Raw genomic sequence first — 18,148 nt, 5'->3', positions numbered from 1 at the left:
TGCGCCACCCTCCGCGTCCTCTGCGGGCTAAATTAGTCTGGATTACTGTTGCCCAGCAGCTAGCCATTCATCCAGCAGCCGCGCGGCCCGGGCCTGGCTGTGGCCTTCATCAGGAGTGCCGAGGGTAGCGTTGTAGTAGGCGGCGCGGTGGTAGAGGTCCAGCGGCTTGTGCTGCTGGTAGCGCCGCAGCCAGGCACCCAGCACCGGCAGCGAGTCGGCCCGCTCCACCAAGCCGTGGGCCACGTAGCCGTAGTAGTCGTCGGTGATGCCCTGGTTACCAAAGCGCACGTATACGCTGGCCAGGTTGAGCAGGGTGGCTTCGAGGTGGGTGCTGGTATCGGCGGCAATCAGGGCATCATGCTCCTCCAGAAACTCAAATACGTTCTGCCGGCGGGCATCGGAAAACTGCAGTTGCGGGTGGCGTTGGGTTAGAAACGTGAAGTCGCGTGGGTCGCCGGGATGGGGGCGCAGGGTGAACTGTAGCTCCGGAAATTCGGTGACCAGGAAGTGTACGGTAGCAGCCAGAGCCGGTAGGTCGTCGAGGGCATTGCAGGCCAGGGCCACCCGCTGCACGGCCGGTGCGGTGTTTCGGCGGGCCAGGAAGGCATCGGCTTTGGGCATGCCCACCAGTTCCGTGCGGCCGTGCACGGGGCCACACTGGCGGTATTTATCCAGCGCATCCTGGCCTTCCAGGAGGCTCAAATCGAACCCCAAAGGTGGAAAGTTGGTACTCACGCTGGCGTGCTGCACATACGCGGTGGGTACGCCTTCGGCCTGGCAAGCCAGAAGCAGAGCGCGGGCATCGTCGTTGTGGTCGTTGGCGAATACCACGGCCCGGGGGCGGTAGTGACGCAGGGTCCGGCGGTACACCTCGTAGTAGCCGATGGCGTTGAACACCAAATCGAAAAACCGCCAGGCCCGCTCACCTTCCGTGCGGTGCAATGCCCAGTACACGCCCGGGAGTTGCCAGTAGTACAGCAGCTTGCGCCGCAACGACAGCCGATTGACCTGCCGGTTGTAGCGGCCAATCTGCTTGCTCTGGCCGGCTATCAGCAACGCGTCGGGCCGGGCCTCCCGCAGGAAGTGCAAGGAGTCGTAGTTGTTCTGGCTAACCACGTACAGCCACACCTTGCCGCGCAGTTCCTCGGGGTTGCGTACCGGCCGGAACACGTTGCCCACCAGCCGCACCACCGCGTAGCCCGTCACCTTCAGCAGCCGTTTCCAGGGACTACGGGGCGAAATAGGCTCCAGTGTGTGGGCCGGCAGGGAGGCAAACAAGTCGGTGAACCGCAGCTGCAGAATGTCGCGCAGGCGGGCAGCGGGAGTGGGCGGAACAGGGTTTTCAGGCATAGCAGCGGCTACAGCGCGTCCCAGGTAAGGGGGGTGCCCGCCGATAAGTCCTGGCGGGCGGGCTTACCCAGCAACTGGTCGTAGTAGCGGGGCGGCAGGCCGTCGCCGGGGCGCACCACGCGCAGGTTGTCCTTGGTAAAGACTTCGCCGGCGGCTATATCCTGGGCCACGTAGAGGCTGCGCTTGTAGAGGCGGCTTTTCTCCTCGGCCCGCTGCACGCCGTACTGCACCTGGCCCAGGGCCTGCCAGGCCCGCTCCGTTTCCGTCACCAGCTGAGCTACTTCCTCGGGCTCCAAGGAAAAAGCCGAGTCCACGCCCCCATCGGCGCGGCGCAGGGTTACGTGCTTTTCCACTACGCAGGCACCCAGGGCCACGGCCGCCACGGCCGCGCCCACGCCCATAGTGTGGTCGGAGAGGCCCACCAAGGCATCGGGGAAGAGCTGTTGGAAGTGGGGCAGGGTACGCAGGTTGGTATTCTGGGGCGTGGCCGGGTAGGTGCTGGTGCACTTGAGCAGCACTAGCTCGCGGCAGCCAGCTTCGCGCAGCACCTGCACGGCTTCGGCTACTTCCGCCAACTGGCTGGCCCCAGTGCTCATAATCACGGGCTTGCCGGTAGCGGCCACCCGGCGCAGCAGCGGCCAGTCGGTATTCTCGAAGGAGGCAATCTTGTAGGCCGGCACATCCAGGGTTTCCAGAAAATCCACGGCGGTTTCATCGAAGGGCGAGCTGAAGGCCAGCATGCCGTGCTGCCGGGCGCGGTCAAACAAGGGCTGGTGCCACTCCCAGGGCGTGTGGGCTTCTTGGTACAGCTCGTGCAGCTCCCGGCCAAACCACAGGGAGTTGGGGTCGTCGATGCGGTAGGCCCCGGGCAGGGTCATGGTATCGGCGGTGTAGGTCTGGAGCTTGATGGCGTGGGCCCCGGCGGCGGCCATGGCATCCACAATGGCTAGGCCCCGGTTGAGGTCCTGGTTGTGGTTGCCGCTGAGCTCGGCAATGATAAGCGGGGGCTGGTCGGGGCCGACGAGGCGGGAGCCGAAGGAAATGGTCATGCGGCAAAAATACGAAGCCCGGAGCTAGGCGTATTGTTCTTCTTCGGTGGGACGCACATCATCCGGGGCGGGAGCATCGCCGCCTAGTTGCCGCACCTGCCCGAATAGCGCAACGGCCTGCTCCGATTCGTGCACGTACCGGATAACCATCAGAGTCAGGGCGGCCGATACTACATCTGCAAAGTTGGAAAATACATTCAGGGTAGCAGCATTCTGGAGCTCAGTCAGTGTTTCCGCCTTGGTACTGACTTTGTCAGCGGCCCGGTTGAGGCCACCATGCACCAGGTAAGCAATCCACCACCACTGCAGTAGTCCGTGCTGGCGGCCCCGGCCCGCCGCGCTATTGGTGCCGTACCAAATTTCCTTCATGATGGAGTACGGCCTGAACAGATTCAGAAACGGTACAAACCACGCCCCCACTGCCCAGCCATCGGTGTGGTCGGGCCGGCCGCTGAGGTAGCGCAGGTTGTAGTACGCCCGCCGAAACCACTGCAGGAAAAATACAATGCTGAGTATGCGAAGCGGAATCTGGGCAATGGCCACCGCAAGCCGGGAATACTCCAGAAACTGCCCCCAACCAGCCGACGAATCAGTTGTGGCGGAAACAGACACAGCGTACAGCATTTCTACCAAAAAGGAAATGCTGCTGAGTCCAATAATACCCCAGAAGATGGCTATGGCCTGTTGAGCCCGGCCAGAATTATCACGTAACTGATGCAACACAGCTTTAACTAAGTAACGGATGCGAGCGAAGCTACGCCAACCAAGTGAAAGTAACAGATGCCGGTGCGGGTGGGGGCGTTGCGGCTAGCCGGTAGCCCGCTCGTTCAAAGGCCCGCACCGAGGCGGTGTTAATCTGCTGCACGTGGCCAACCACCCGGCGCACCGCCGAAAAGTGCTCCAGCACCCGCCGCGTGCCGGCCAGCAGCAGCAGCGGGGCCAGCCCCCGCCCCCGAAATTCGGCATCAAGCAGGTAGCTCAGCGTAGCTTCCTCCCCGTTCACGGCGTACCGGATGAGGCCAGCGGGACGGCCGGTAGCGGCATCCTGGGCCAGCAGTAGCAGGGCATTGGGGTCCTGGAGGCGGGCCGCCAGCCACTGCTCATGGTCGGAGCGGGATACGGGGTTAGGGTTGAAGGAGAACTGGCGCACGGTGGGCTCATTGGTCCAGGACAATAGTTGGTTGGAGTCGGTGGGCTGTACGGGACGCAGGTAGAAGGGCGGTGGGGGCAGCAGCAGCGCCCTTACCTCTTGGCGCAGCCGCGCGGGTGCCTGTCCATCAAACACCTGGCGCTGGGCTAGCTGCATGCTAAACGCTAGGCGGGAGGCCTCGGGAGAAGTGAGAATATTGGCGGCGGCAGTAAACGGCCGGGCCAACCCGGCCCCGCGCAAATAGTGGTCAATATCGTGCTGGTTATCGGCCGTGGGCAGCAGCAGCAACAGCCCGCCGCCCGCGGCGCAATACTCATAGCTCACGGTGCTGGCTGAGCACACAGCCGCGCCGCACTGGCGCATTAGGGCCGCCAGTTCCGGAGCAGGTAAGTTGCGGTGCAGCGTCAGGCGCGGGTGCTCCGGCGCCCAGGTCTGCAGACTTTCCCAGCCCACGTAGGCGCTGCCCACCACCACGTGCACCCGGTGCACGGCCGGCAACGCCAGCAGCTCGGCGGCCACGCGCTGGGTTTGGTGGGTAGGATCGGCCCCACCCAGGCAAACCAGCACGGTGGCCGGGTTAGGCGCAGAGGTAGGAGCGGCGGAAGTGCGGAAGGCGGCGCGCAGAGGAGCATAGGCGGGGCCGCTAAGCAGGCGCGCGCCTGGCTGCCGCATCTGGTACTGCCGCAGCGTGAGGCCGCCGGCCGGGTTCAGTACCAAATCGGCCGCCAGCGGGTAGGCGTGGAGGTCGTCTAGGTAAATCAGGCGGGCCAGGCAGCCGCGCACGGTGTTCTGGTACTCGTAGCGAAAATCGTAGCCGTCCAGCACCAGCACATCGGTAGGGTGTAACAGGTGACGCACGAGGTAGGCCGCTTCCTCCGGAAGGGGCTGGTTGGGCAGGGCCTGTACTATTACGCCGGCCGCCGTTAGCTGCTGCACCAGCGCCTCATCCGGCTCCCGAATAAGAAACAGCTGCTCCGGAAAATCGGGCCTTAGGATTTCGGCCAGCGCCAGCAGCCGCATCACGTGGCCCAGCCCGATGCGGGCGTTACCATCGGCCCGGAAAAGTAAGCGCGCCATGAGGGGGAACTGTTAGTGGTTAGGTAGTAGCGCGAACTGTGTAATTCGCGCCCCGGAACGATTATCGTTGTGGCGGCGTGGGGGCGCAAACTGCACAGTTTGCGCTACTGGCAACATGCTGCTACAGCTTTTTCTGCTCGATGTGGGCGTTGAGGGCTACCAGCTCCGGGTGGGCGTCCAGAAAGGCAATCAGCTCATCGGCGGATAGAGTATCGGCGTGGTGCTCCTCAATCAGCTGCCGGATCAGCTCGAAATCCTCGGCGGTATCTACTGTGAGGCGGTAGGCGTGGCGGTCTGGGGTGCGGCGGATGTGGGCAAACTCCACCCGGCCCGAGCGGTTCTGATGAATGTAGGGCGTTACGTGTTCCCGGTCGGAAGCAGTGGTAGCAAACTGGTGCGCTTCATCCAGCAACTCCCGCGAAAACACCTCGAAATCAAAGCCCCGCGGAAAAGTGCGCTCCAGCACGTTGGATAGGTACAGGCGCGGGTTGCCCGCAGCTATGTATTGCTGCACGGCTTGCGCAATCAGCTCCCCACCCAGCAACGGGCAGTCGGAGGTAACTCGCACAACCACATCGAGGCTGTGCGCGGCTGCGCACTGGTAGTAGCGGGCCAGCACATCATCCTCCGGGCCCCGGGTACAGGCCAGCCCGTTATTGGCCGCGTATTCTGCCAGTGGGTCGTCGGTGGGCTTATCGGTAATGGCTAGGTAGAGCGGCAGGCCCGTGGCCTGCAGCCGCGCTACGTGGTAGCTCAGCAGCGGGCGGCCAGCCACCGGGCGCAGCACTTTGCCGGGCAGCCGGGTGCTGGTCATGCGGGCCTGGGAAATAATACCGACGTTAGGCAAAAGTGGATGGGTCAGATGGTGAGTGGATTCGGCTGATATGCTGAGGTGGTTGCGAGGTGCCCTGTGCCGCACAACCGGCGGTAATCAGGCTGGTACTCCGCGCATACTGAGGACTGGAAATACCTGAGCAAGTGCCAGACAACCGTGCCGGGGGCTTTTATCAAATGGCCCTTAGCCGAAGAATTAGGGTCTAGCCGACGAACTCCCGGATGCAGTCAATAACGTACTGCTGCTCCTCATCGGTGAGGCTGGGGAAGAGCGGAATGCTCAGGCAATAGGCATAATAGGCTTCAGCCCGCGGAAAATCACCGGGCTTCCAGCCCAACCCCTGGTAATAGGGCATGGTATGCACCGGAATGTAGTGCACCTGGGCAAAAATCTGCCGCTCGCGTAGGGCATCGTAGAGTCCTTTGCGGTCGGGCACCTGAATCACGTAGAGGTGGTAGGCATGGCCCGGAGCCCCGGCCAGCGGCGTTACCTGGGGCAGACCGGCAAAGGCCGCATCGTAGCGGGCGGCCAGCTCGCGGCGGCGCAGCAGGCCCTCATCGGCCCGGCGCAGTTGGCTGATGCCCAGGGCGCAGAGCATGTCGGGCATGCGGTAGTTATAGCCGAGCTCCTGCATTTCCATGTACCAGCCGCCGTCGTTGCGGGTCATTTGAGCGGGGTCTTTCGTAATGCCGTGGGTGCGCAGGCGTAGCAGGTGCTCATACAGATCGGGGCGGTTGGTGGTAATCATGCCGCCCTCGCCGGTAGCAATGTGCTTTACGGGGTGAAAGCTGAAGATGGCCAAATCGGCAAACTGCCCGTTGCCGCAGCGCTGCTCCTGGCCCCGAGAGTCGGTAAAAAAGCCGCCGGGAGCGTGGCAGCTGTCCTCAATCATCCACAGGCCAAACTCGTCGCAAAGCTGACGGGCCTGTTCCAGCTGAACGGGCAAACCGGCAAAGTCCACCGGAATCAGCCCGTGGAAATGACCTTGGGGGTAGCTTTCCAGCAAGTGGCGCACCGCGTGCAAGTCAATCAGGGCCGTGGCGGGGTCGATGTCCACAAAATGTACTTCCCCGCCGCAGTACCGCACGCAGTTGGCCGAGGCCGAGAAGGTGATGGGCGTGGTAATGACGCGTTGGCACGGCTGCACGCCCAGAGCCAACGCGCACAGGTGCAGAGCCGCCGTGCCGTTGGCCACGGCCACGGCGTATTGCGCGCCCACGTAGGCGGCAAACTGCTGCTCAAACTCCGCCACCTTGGGCCCCTGCGTGAGGTAATCCGAATACAGGGTTTCCGTCACGGCCTGCACGTCCTCGGGGGTGATGTGCTGGCGGCCGTAGGCAATGGGGCGGGTGGGCTGGAAGGAGGATGCGCTCATAGTAGGTCAAAAGTAAAGACCCGGCCGCTACTTTGGCTTAAAAACACAACGGCCACCCCCTGGGGCAGCCGTTGTGCAGGGGCAATGCAAGTGGGCTAAGCCTCAAACGCGGGGTCAACGTGCAGGCGAATTTCCTCCCGAATCTGCTCGGCGTTTAGCCACTCGGTGTTGTTGCTGGAATCATAGTGGAAGCCGGCTTCTACGCGGCGGCCCCCGAAGTGACGGATGAAGTCGTCCACGTCCCAGCGCGGGGTGAAGGGCAGAATCACGTAGTACTTGTCCAACTCCACCGTGCTCAGGGCATCGGTTTCGGTAATCATTTCCTCGTGCAGCTTCTCGCCCGGCCGGATGCCCACAATTTCCTGGCGGCAGTTGGGCCCGATGGCCTTGGCTACCTCCGTAATCACGTAGCTCGGAATTTTGGGTACAAAGATTTCCCCGCCCCAGCTGTGCTCCAGGGCGTACAGCACCAGGTCTACGCCCTGCTCCAGGGAAATATGGAAGCGCGTCATGTCGGGGTGGGTGATGGGCAGCACGCCGGTTTCGCGGCGCTGCAGGAAGAACGGCACTACCGAGCCGCGGGAGCCAATTACGTTGCCGTAGCGCACCACCGAGAAGCGCAAATCCCGGCTGCCCTTCATGTTGTTAGCAGCCACAAACAGCTTATCGGAGCAGAGCTTGGTAGCTCCGTACAAATTGATGGGGGCGGCGGCTTTGTCGGTACTCAGGGCCACCACTTCCTTTACCCCGCAGTCGAGGGCGGCGTTAATCACGTTTTCGGCCCCGAAGATGTTGGTTTTGATGCACTCCATCGGGTTGTACTCGGCGGCGGGCACCTGCTTGAGGGCGGCGGCGTGCACAATAATATCAATGCCCTCACAAGCCCGTTTCAGCCGCTCCCCGTCGCGCACGTCGCCGATGAAGTAACGGATGGCCGGGTACTTGGCGTGCGGAAACTGCTGCGACATTTCGTACTGCTTTAGCTCGTCGCGGGAGTAAACCACCAGCCGTTTCACGTCGGGAAACAGCTCAAATACCGTCTGCACAAACTGCTTGCCGAACGAACCGGTGCCGCCGGTTACCAGAATGGATTTATGGTTGAGGTCGAGGGCCATTGGGGAAATAAGGTGAAGAGGAGCGGCCGTGAAACGTCACCGGCGCCGCGCCTCCAGGACTTGGGGAAGGCAAAAGTAGGCATTCCGGCCGGAGCTTGCGTAGTTTTGTAGTACGGACAGAAAGCAGGTTTTCTGCCGTGCGGAGCGAAGTCGAAGCATCTCTACCACTTCGTTGCAGCAGTACCACCCCGAAGCGGTAGAGATGCTTCGACTTCGCTCCGCATGACGCCTATTTCCGCCCAGCCTTCTGCTGCCTTCCCCCAACCCGTTAAAGTCATCATCTGGGACCTGGACGATACATTTTGGCGGGGTACGCTCTCGGAAGGAGCCGTGGAGGCCCTGGAGGAAAACTTGCAGCTAGTGCGCGAAACGGCCGCACGGGGCATCGTGCACACCATCGTGAGCAAAAACGACTTTGCCCCGGCCGAGGCCAAATTGCAAGAGCTAGGTATCCGGGAGCTGTTTGTGTTTCCCCAAATCAGCTGGCAGCCCAAGGGGCCGGTTATCAAGCAGCTGCTGGAGCAGCTGCAGTTGCGTGCCCCCAACGCGTTGTTTCTCGATGATAACCCGATCAACCGGGCCGAGGCGCAGTATTACAACCCGGAGTTGCAGGTTGCCGACCCCGCCGAACTGCCCCGGCTGGCCCCGCTGCTGCGCGCCAGCGGCAAGCCCGACCCCACCTTCGCGCGCCTGGAGCAGTACCGCCTATTGGAGCGCCAGCAGCAGGCCCGCACCCAGTACAACGACAACCTAGCCTTTCTGCGCGATGCGCAGGTGCGCATTGAGTTTCGGGAAGGCGCGGCCGTATGGCCCGACCTGGGCCGGCTGGAAGAACTCATCAACCGCTCCAACCAGCTCAACTTTACCAAGCGCCGCGTCACGAAAGCTGAACTGGAAACCAGCCTGTCCGACCCGACCCGGCGCTGGGGCACGGTGCGCGTGCAGGACCGTTTCGGCGACTATGGCCTGGTTGGTATTTATTGCCTGAACCTGACGGACAACCGCTTGGAACAGTTAGTGTTTTCCTGCCGTATTCTGCACTTGGGCGTGGAGCAGTTCACCTATGCCCACCTCGGCTTTCCGGCCCTGGAGGTGCAGGGCGAAGTAGCCACCACGCTCAGTCAGACTGACCGGCCCGATTGGATTACGGTGCAGCAGCCCGCGGCCATGGGCGCTGCTGCTACCGCTGAAAGTGCCACTGCGGCCGCCAATCGGCTGCGGGTGCTGCTGAAAGGCGGCTGCGACCTGGGGCAGCTTACGTCCTTTCTGCAGGCCTTTGCCCTGGATGTCACGGAGGAGTTCAACTTCAACAACGAGCACCAGATTCCGGTCCACCTGGAGCACACGCTGCTGCTGCGGGCGGGCCGGGAGTGGCCCGCCGCCGAGCAGCAGCGCCTGGCCGCCGCTTTGCCTTTCCTGGGCCGTGAAGCCTTCAACACCAACCTCTGGGCCGGCAACTACGATGTGCTGGTGTACAGCCCCCTCATGGACTATACCCAGGACGTGTACCGGGAGCGGGCCACTGGCCGGCGCGTGCCGTTCGGGGCCTACCAGGACCTCACCGCCCAGAACCCCACGGCCCAGGCCGCCACGTACGCCAAGCGCCGTTTTCAGGGAATGAATGAGCCGTTTCTGCGGTACTTTGCCGAAGGGTTTGCCCACGAAGGTCAGCTTTCGGCCACCGAGTTCCGGCAGAATCTGGCGTGGCTGCGGGCCCAGGTTCCGGCCCCGGTACCCATCTTCTTTCTCAACGGGGCCGAAATTGACGTGCCGGGCTCCGGTGAAACGGGTGCAAAGCAGCGCCACCAACTGCTGAATCAGACCTTAGTGGAGTTTGTAGCGTCAGCCGAAAATTGCTTCGTGGTAGATGTGTGCGACTTTGTGCAGACGCCCGCCGACGTGACCAACAACCTGCGCCACTACCACCGCCAGCACTACCGCACCCTGGCCCAGCGCCTGGCCCAGGCCATCAGCCAGTGGCACGGCCAGCACCTGCCCCATTCGCCCTGGACCGACCTGAAAGCCCGCGCCGCCAGCCTCGTGCCCAGCAAATTGCGCGGCCTGTTCGGAAGGTAAAACAAACGTCATTGCGAGGAGGCACGACGACGAAATCCTTCATAAAGCGCAAAACGTCCATTGCTTTTTTAAAGCCCTGAAGGTCGCGCTGGTATCTGGATGGTGTAGAGACGCGACACTGCATGTCTCGGGGCGTGCTGATGTTGTGTAAGTAGCGCAGTTTGGTGCGGCATCGGTCGTTCTGGCGGGAGACGCGAAATGTGCGTCTCTACACCCATTCGGAGGCTCAGAAACAGATTTGGGTTCTGAACAGGCCGGATTGTTTCGGCCTTCGACCTAGCAATGACACGGGCTTACCGTTGCAGCAATTCGGCCAATTGAGCCGTCAGGCGGCGGCGAGAGTACCGTTCGGGGTGGCCGCCGGGCAGGTCGAGGTTGGGGTTGATGCGCCACTGGGCGGCCAGGGCCTCCAGCTCTTCCAGCATCTGGGCGTAGGCATCGTAGGGGAGGGCGCGGCCGGCCCCGCTGGCTTGCAGCAGCTCATCGGCGTCGGAGCCAGCGGGGCCCACGCACAGAATAGGCTTGCCAGTAGCCAGATACTCGAACACCTTGCCGGGCAAAATACCCCGGTTGTTCGCCACGTCGGGAATGGCCATCAGCAGCACTGTGCTGCGCAGCAAATACTCCACCGACTCATCGTGGGGCACGAAGGGAATGAACTCCACCGCATCCTGCAAACCGGCTTCGCGGGCCTGACGCTGGATACCCTCGGCGGCCTTACCCACGAAGCGCAGGTGCAGCGGCACCTCGGGGTGGCGGCGGCGGCATTCGGCGCAGGCCTGCAGCAGCAGCTCAATATGGTAGGTTTCGGAAATGGTGCCGGTGTGCGTGATGAGCAGCCGATCCTGGGGTGGCTGGCTGGGGCTGCGGAAGTCATCTTCATCGTAGCCGTTGGGCAGCACGTGGATGTTGGCCGCCGCAATCTGCCCCGATTTGCCCAGAAACAGCCGCTTGGTGTGGGGGCTGGTTACCAGTACGGCATCGGCCTGTTGCAGTACCTGCCGCTCATAGCGCGCATCCAGCCACCGGGCCGGCGGCAAGTGATTCAACTCGTTATAATAGTAAATATCCGTCCACGGGTCGCGCATATCGGCCAGCCAGCGCAGGCCGTAGCGCCGCCGCAGCTCCAGGCCAATAAGTTGGGTGGAGTGGGGAGGAGAGGAAGTCAGTACGGCATCAAACTGCTCCCCGGCCGCCATCAGCTGGGCCACGGCCTCCAGCACGTAGCGGTTCCAGCCCCGGCGGGCATCGGGAATAAACAGGTTGCCGCGCACAAACTTGAACAGCTGCTGCACCCGGCTCGTCTTGCTCTCGCCCACGAAGCCGCCATACGGTACCTGCTTGCCCGTGAGCCTCTTGTAGCTGTCGAAAGGCTCGAAGGTATTGGTGCGAATGACACGTACACCCGCTGGCACATCGGCCGCCAACGAGTCGTCGAGAACCGGGTAGGCGGCCTGGGCCGGGTCGACGGTAATGACGGTGGGCTCCACTCCAAACTGCGGCAAGTGCTTCACAAACTTGAGGCTGCGCTGCACTCCGGCCCCGCCCGAGGGCGGCCAGTAGTAGGTAATTACCAGTAAACGCAAGGGGCGGGCAGCAGACTCGGGCACGGGCAAGAGGGGCATCAGTGAAGCCGCGAAGGTACGCACCCGCGGCCTTTCGGGGTTTTCTGGTTACTTTTGGAGGCTGAACCCGGTTTCTTCTCCCGATACTTTCTTATGGCTGCCGACTACACCGACCTGCTGGCCCTGATGGGCGACGTCCTCCGCGCCGTAGACCGGCAAACGGAGGAGAACAAGCGCAATATTGAAGACCTGGGCAACCGGTTCGAAGCCATCTTCAACCGCTTCGCCGAAGCAACTTCCGACGGCTTCTCCCGCATGGAAAAGAAGATTGACGGCGTAAAGCAGGAAGTGGCCGGTGTGAAGCAGGAAGTAGCGGGCGTTAAACAGGAGGTGGCCGGCGTGAAGCAGGAAGTAGCTGAACTGCGCGCCGATGTGCGGCAAATTGACCAGCGGCTGGTGCGGATTGAAACCAACCAAGCTATGCAGGCCGATATGCTGCACCGCCTGGAAATCCTGGAAAGCATCGTGCTGCGCAAGGCCTCCTAACGCCAGAATGGAATCAGCGAAATCAAAAAGAAATTTGCAAAATCTGCGCTTACATGTTCGATAACCTCAGTACCAAGCTCGACCGCGCCTTCAAAACCCTGAAGGGCCAGGGCTCCATCACCGAAATCAACGTAGCGGCTACCGTGAAGGAAATCCGCCGGGCTCTGGTGGATGCCGACGTGAACTACAAGGTGGCCAAGGAAGTAACCGACAAGATAAAGGAGGAGGCCATGGGCCGCGACGTGCTCATTAGCGTGTCGCCGGGCCAGCTGATGACCAAAATCGTGTATGATGAGCTGACCCAGCTTATGGGCGGCGAAAAGCAGGATATTGTTATTAAGGGCGAACCGGCCGTCATTCTGTTGTCGGGTTTGCAGGGCTCGGGTAAAACTACCTTCGCCGGCAAGCTGGCTGCCTACCTCAAAAAGCAAAACCGCACGGTGCTGCTGGTAGCTTGCGACGTGTACCGTCCCGCCGCTATCGACCAGCTAAAGGTGCTGGGTGAGCAGGTTGGCGTGGAAGTGTACGCCGAGGTGGAGAACAAAAACCCGGTGGACATCTCGCGCAATGCCATCGAGTACGCCCGCAAAAACAACCGGAAGGTGGTCATCATCGACACCGCCGGCCGCCTGGCTGTAGATGAGCAGATGATGGCCGAAATCGAACAGGTGAAGCGGGCAATTAACCCCGCGGAAACGCTGTTCGTGGTGGACTCCATGACGGGTCAGGACGCCGTAAACACGGCCAAAACCTTCAACGACCGGCTGAACTTTGATGGGGTGGTGCTGACCAAGCTCGACGGTGACTCGCGCGGTGGTGCGGCCCTCAGCATTCGGGCGGTGGTGGAGAAACCCATCAAATTCATTTCCACGGGCGAGAAAATGGAAGCCCTGGACATGTTCTACCCCGACCGGATGGCTCAGCGCATCCTGGGTATGGGCGACGTAATTTCCCTGGTTGAGCGCGCCCAGCAGCAGTTTGATGAGGAGGAAGCCAAGCGCATCAACCAGAAGATCCGTAAAAACCAGTTCAACTTCGACGACTTTCTCTCCCAGTTGGAGCAGATCAAGAAGATGGGCAACCTGAAGGACCTGGTGGGCATGATTCCGGGTATGGGCAAGGCCATGAAGGACGTGGAAATCGACGACAACGCCTTCAAGCCCATTGAGGCCATCATCAAGAGCATGACCCCCCAGGAGCGCGCCCAGCCCGAGCTGCTGAACGGCTCCCGCCGCCGCCGCCTCGCCAAAGGCTCCGGCACCGATATCCAACAGGTTAACAACCTGATGAAGCAGTTTGAGGACATGCGCAAAGTGATGCGCACCATGAACAAAATGAGCCAGACCAAAGGCGGTATGCAGCAAATGGCCCGCATGATGGGCATGAAAGGCCCGCTTCGCTAAGATATGGGACCAGCCGGGTTGCCCGGCTGGCCTCAATTCGGTACGGCCATAAATGACGACGTGCCTGGCGGCTTTAGCTGCCAGGCACGTCGTCATTTATGGCCGATGTTCATTACGGTCCACCATACTATGTAGTGCCTTTGCAGAGGTGCAGTGCGTTTGTGCGATACGCAAGCAACTACCAAAAAGGCCACTGCTCCGGGAGCAGTGGCCTTTAGGCTTTGAAAAGGAAAAGACCTTAGTTCTTCACCATGGGCAGATTGACGTTTACCGTCTGCCCGGTAACGTGCACAATGTAGGAGCCCATCGGCAAAGTGGGCAGCAGCGGGTGCTCCTGGCCACCGCTAAGCTGGGTGTGGTACACGCGCCGGCCAGCCAGGTCCAGTATATCTACTTGGTAGATGCCCGAGGGCAGGGCCTGCAAATTCAGCGTGAACCGTCCCTGGTGCGGGTTGGGGTACAGCGTAGCCGTACCCTGTGCCCGCTCGAAACGCACCGTCCGTACCTTGGTGTAGGAGCCGGGGCCATCCAAGTCCAGCTGATGCAGGCGGTAGTACAACGTTTTGGCAGTCAGGCGGGCCGCGGCGGCATCAGTGAAGGTATAGGCAGAAGCAGTTGAAGTAGTGCCCTTGCCTTTGACCGAACCAATTTTCTCGAAGTCAATGCCGTTCAGGCTGCGCTCCACTTCGAAACGGTCGTTGTTCAGCTCCTGGGCGGTAGCCCACGTCAGCAGTGCGTCCCGACCGGCCGCTTTGGCCTCAAAGCTAGTGAGCGTAACTGGTAGGGGCTGCACTACGGTTACATCCTCAGCCGAGGAAGAGGAAGCCAGGTAGTTGCTGCCCATGGCAGTTATTCCGCTAGCCATAGCCGCGCCGGGACTAACGGTGTTGTTAGTGCCCGTACGCGTGGGGTCAAGGTAACTGGTAGTGCCACCTCCCTGATATGCGGTGCCATTTACTGCAGAAGAAGCAATGGCGGCCCGGAAGGAAATGCGCAGCGACGCTCCTGATGGGATATTGAAACCCAAGAATACTGGGCTGTTGGCCGTGGTGCTGTTCACCGTATAACCCGAGCTTGCAATGGTCGAGATTGTACCATCAGCTAATACCAGGTCTACTTTTGTGGTGTTAGCAGTGTTCGTGTAGGTGAAGAGGGAATTGAGGCCTGCGGTAACCGAAGCGCCCGTTACGCCGCCACCCGTGTTGGCAACCACCAATACATAATCAGCCCGCATAGCTGCTGAACGGTTTACCTGGGGAGTGGTAGTACTCAGCGTTGCCGTGATGTTGGGCATACAGTCAGTGCCCAGCGTAGTGCTAGTAGATGTGTAGCCAGCGGAGCCACTTGCAGTATTGTTTACCGTTCCGCCCGCAACCGATGAGCTACCGCCAACGGCCGCGTTGCTCAGGATTACGCCGCCGCCGCCACCGCCACCATTTCCTGCATTTGTACTAACACCGCCATTGCCACCCGTAGCTGTAATGGTTAGCTGATTCAGAGAGGTACCACGCACTACTACAGTACCACCCGCACCGCCGCCCCCACTGCCGTAATCACCGGTTGCATTAGGAGTTGATAGGCCGTTAACGGAAATAGTGCCAGTGGTAGCTACCACCCCAGTGCGCAGGATAATCATTCCTCCGCCGTTTCGACCACTTGTTGTACTAGAAGCAGTGGTAGCAGCGCCTGCGCCGCCACCGCCCCCTAACCATATAAGGTCAGATGGAGAGCTATTGGTAGCGGCTACAATTCCCCCAAGTGCTCGATTGGAGCCATTACCTATATTCTGACCACTGCCGCTTGCCCCGCCATTGGAACCACCACTGCCTCCGCTGTAATTATTGCCATTTCGCGCTCCGCCGCCGCCGCCGTTTGCTGCGTTACCAGCTGCAAAACTGCCAGAAGCAAAAGTGGTATAGTTCGGTGTTACTGAGACGTTCGATGATCCATCGAATACCTCGGATGGAGCACCAGCAATGCCTTCGCCTTTAGCTGCATATGCAGTTGACGTTGTAACATACGTGCTATTGTTAGCAGAATTGGCATTGGCATTGGTTTGGCTTGCCCCGCCCCGAAAGCCCTTACCATCCATATTTAATGAACCGGAAGTAAAACTTATTTTGCCGGCTACTTCCAAGGCTAGTACGCCACCCGTGCTACCGTTCCAAGCACTACCAGTTACCGTTCCCGATACCGTTACGGAAGAATACTGCGGTATACGAATTACCTGAAACGTCTGGTAAGCATTCGCAGAAATATTCGTAGTAGCTATATTGGTAGTGTAGGTGTTCTGCAAAGCACCGGTCAGATCCAGCTGCCCAGTGGTGGTATTAACAGCACTAGCTGCAATAGCATACTCGTAAGTACCGGCCGTAACCGTGTTTACGTCACCATATGCTGTGCTATTGGCAATGGTCATCTTGGTCCCTTGCGTTTGCAGAATTAGCAGCATGTCGCCGGGGGCTATTGCGGTAGTATTGCCCCTTAATGTAGGGCTAACAGTCAAAAACTTGTTGCCTGCTGAAGCCGTGCCCGTGCCGGCATAGTACGTATTTGGAATGGTCGCACTTGTCAGCGTAACCGGGCCGTCTTTGCCCGGTATTGAACATACGCCAGCAATATTGCCCGAGCCCGACACGGCAACAACAAACGCAGAGCTGTTGTTGCTAGGCTCAGCATCCGGAATAGCCGCTCCGGAGGGGTAGGTGTAGTTCGAGGTAAACGTGTAATTGCCAGTAGTGGGCGGCATCGTTACCACAACACTATTCGTAACCGATTGCCCCGAAGTTAAAGTGGTCTGAGGAAACGATACCACCCGTGTATTGAGATTGAAACTGCCGCCTGAGACATACGAGACGTTCGTGGGTAGCGTCAGCGTTGGAATGAGGTTAGTAGCCACTTCCTGCCCATTATTTACGGCCGTTACCGTATAGGAAGTACTCGAACCTGGATTAACCGAAGTTGGTCCGCCAATAGTAGTAGCTACGTCGGCCCCGGTAACGGTTACCACGATATTAGCCGGGCTGGATCGGTCGCCCAGAATGGAGGCTACCGTGTACGGTATGGTTACTACCCCCGAAAAGGTACCGCTGGGCGTGAAGGTCACCACTCCGCTGCTGTTCACTTGAAACGTGCCCTGGCCCGCAACGGTGTAGGAGTTCTCAATGGCCGCGGTGTTAGGGTTGAGGTCAACGGAGGCCAGGTCTAGGTTACTGCCCTGGGCAATATCGTTGTTGAGGATGTTGAGCGTAACCGGCACATTGTACTTGGTGCCCGCCACGTCGTCGTTGGCAAACGGGGCCTTTACGATGGCCAGGTTCCGGATTTCGTGGAAGTTGTTGACCGCCCCCGTGGAGCCCGAAAAGCCGATGCGCAAATTAGAGGGCGGAGTCGAAATGGTTACCCGATTTACGGCCGTAGTCACGGCGTTGCCATGCTGAATGCGCACCGTAATCTGATACGTACCATTCGTTTGCGGAATCACGTCAATGTAGGCCCGACGGAAATCAGCATTGCCCTGCTGGGCCCGCACTGTCGCCACGTCCAGGCTGAACGGCAGCGAGCCGCTGCCGGCCAGGTACGGATAATCAGTGGCGCTGCGCCCGTTGCCCGGGCCGCGCAGGGATACGGCATCCGGCCGTGAGCCGGGGCCGCCCACCCGGCCTTCCGTGGGGTTAGCAAAGTTGCCGAACTCGTCAATACCAATGCCGACGTAGCCATTCGGCACTCCGTCACTAATGGGGTCAGACGTTTTCTGGGCGTACCCCAGTGAGCCGCCCGATGCCCCGATGGTAAAGGCATCGGCCGAGGTCTTGTCGGCGTCAATCAAAAACACCGAAAACCCGTCGGCTCCATTACCCCCGTAGGAGTAGAATTCAAAGGAAATGCTGAAGCCGGAAGGCGCCGGGAAAGAAGACTTATCAATGGCAAAGCCCGACTGGTTATTCCCACTGTCGGTAAGCCGCAGGTAGCCAGAGCCGTCAGCATCAGTTCCGCTGGCGGCAGTGAGCACCGCCGCCTTGGGGTTGCCTCCCAGCCGGAAGCCGGTACCGGAGGTAGTGGTGTTTTTAAAAGATTCAATCCGGGGAAACTGGGCCAGTGCCGCGGTGGTACAGACTAACCCAATGCCACACGCCGCCGTTAGCCGGCGAATCAGTTGCGGCAACGGAGGGCCCAGACGAAAAGGGAGGAAAGGTACATGCATAGTAAGCTGGAAAAGGAAAGTGAAACCGATGCGAGCAAGTCAGCCGATGCCGACGTAGGATTACTATAAATAACTTCCCGCAATCTTATATAACATTTCCAATGCGTCAGCATTTTGCCAAATCATTTATGTAACGTATGGAGATAATGCAATGACATCGTTCTTATTCTATATATGGGAATAGAAAAACCTGTTTACCACAGTGTTATCACTGTATATTTTCTTAACGGTAAGTAACTAAATCTACTGATGAGCTTAGCTTAATGCTACACTTATAGCCATACTCCAACAGCGACAGTAAATGAAGTATGTATAATAATATAATTATTTATGGAACAAGGTAGCTGTTATAATCCGTTTGTTGCAATCCTATTAGTGTTGGGCTGTTCACTTTGCGAATTTC

Annotated in this window: 12 protein-coding genes; 3 read left to right on the top strand and 9 right to left on the bottom strand. The window is 60.0% G+C overall.

The window, feature by feature from the left end:
- Positions 1-42 precede the first annotated feature (42 nt).
- The 7 genes from ABIB60_RS02885 to pseB all read right to left on the bottom strand — a co-directional run bounded on the left by ABIB60_RS02885 (position 43) and on the right by pseB (position 7,951).
- The gene (locus ABIB60_RS02885) at positions 43-1,350 is read right to left on the bottom strand and encodes a hypothetical protein (protein WP_354577601.1); all 1,308 of its coding nucleotides are present in this window, start codon (positions 1,348-1,350) and stop codon (positions 43-45) included.
- Between the two features lie 8 nt (positions 1,351-1,358).
- Positions 1,359-2,399: a pseudaminic acid synthase gene (gene pseI, locus ABIB60_RS02880; protein ID WP_354577599.1), complete on the bottom strand. Its 1,041-nt coding sequence runs from the start codon at positions 2,397-2,399 to the stop codon at positions 1,359-1,361.
- A gap of 24 nt (positions 2,400-2,423) precedes the next feature.
- Positions 2,424-3,011, bottom strand: a complete 588-nt coding sequence (locus ABIB60_RS02875) for a DUF4328 domain-containing protein (RefSeq protein WP_354577598.1) — start codon at positions 3,009-3,011, stop codon at positions 2,424-2,426.
- A gap of 142 nt (positions 3,012-3,153) precedes the next feature.
- Positions 3,154-4,626: a UDP-2,4-diacetamido-2,4,6-trideoxy-beta-L-altropyranose hydrolase gene (pseG, locus tag ABIB60_RS02870; protein ID WP_354577597.1), complete on the bottom strand. Its 1,473-nt coding sequence runs from the start codon at positions 4,624-4,626 to the stop codon at positions 3,154-3,156.
- A gap of 121 nt (positions 4,627-4,747) precedes the next feature.
- Positions 4,748-5,473 carry a cytidylyltransferase domain-containing protein gene (locus ABIB60_RS02865; protein WP_354577596.1) on the bottom strand — a complete coding sequence of 242 codons (726 nt, stop codon included), beginning with the start codon at positions 5,471-5,473 and terminating at the stop codon, positions 4,748-4,750.
- Between the two features lie 190 nt (positions 5,474-5,663).
- Positions 5,664-6,836 (bottom strand): UDP-4-amino-4,6-dideoxy-N-acetyl-beta-L-altrosamine transaminase, encoded by a 1,173-nt coding sequence (gene pseC / locus ABIB60_RS02860; RefSeq protein WP_354577594.1) that lies wholly within the window; start codon positions 6,834-6,836, stop codon positions 5,664-5,666.
- 95 nt (positions 6,837-6,931) lie between these two features.
- On the bottom strand, positions 6,932-7,951 hold the full coding sequence (gene pseB, locus ABIB60_RS02855) for a UDP-N-acetylglucosamine 4,6-dehydratase (inverting) (protein WP_354577593.1): 1,020 nt from the start codon (positions 7,949-7,951) through the stop codon (positions 6,932-6,934).
- A 222-nt stretch (positions 7,952-8,173) separates the two neighbouring features.
- Between pseB and ABIB60_RS02850 the strand changes: the two genes are divergently transcribed.
- A complete protein-coding gene (locus ABIB60_RS02850; protein ID WP_354577592.1) occupies positions 8,174-10,027 on the top strand; it encodes a hypothetical protein in 1,854 nt (617 codons plus the stop codon).
- A 293-nt stretch (positions 10,028-10,320) separates the two neighbouring features.
- Here the strand turns inward: ABIB60_RS02850 and ABIB60_RS02845 are convergent, their stop codons facing one another.
- Entirely contained in the window at positions 10,321-11,652 is a 1,332-nt protein-coding gene (locus ABIB60_RS02845; protein WP_354577591.1) for a glycosyltransferase family 4 protein, read from the bottom strand.
- A 93-nt stretch (positions 11,653-11,745) separates the two neighbouring features.
- Between ABIB60_RS02845 and ABIB60_RS02840 the strand changes: the two genes are divergently transcribed.
- Positions 11,746-12,138, top strand: coding sequence for a hypothetical protein (locus ABIB60_RS02840; protein ID WP_354577590.1), 393 nt, complete (start codon positions 11,746-11,748; stop codon positions 12,136-12,138).
- A gap of 53 nt (positions 12,139-12,191) precedes the next feature.
- Positions 12,192-13,541 (top strand): signal recognition particle protein, encoded by a 1,350-nt coding sequence (gene ffh / locus ABIB60_RS02835; protein WP_354577588.1) that lies wholly within the window; start codon positions 12,192-12,194, stop codon positions 13,539-13,541.
- 238 nt (positions 13,542-13,779) lie between these two features.
- On the opposite strand, the gene ABIB60_RS02830 is transcribed toward ffh, so the two are convergent.
- Complete coding sequence (locus ABIB60_RS02830; RefSeq protein WP_354577586.1) at positions 13,780-17,745, bottom strand: T9SS type A sorting domain-containing protein; 3,966 nt, start codon at positions 17,743-17,745, stop codon at positions 13,780-13,782.
- Between the last annotated feature and the right edge of the window lie 403 nt (positions 17,746-18,148).

The sequence above is a fragment of the Hymenobacter sp. UYP22 genome, from assembly GCF_040547285.1.
In the GTDB taxonomy this organism is placed as follows: Bacteria; Bacteroidota; Bacteroidia; order Cytophagales; family Hymenobacteraceae; genus Hymenobacter.
This window is presented reverse-complemented; position numbering and strand designations above follow the sequence as displayed.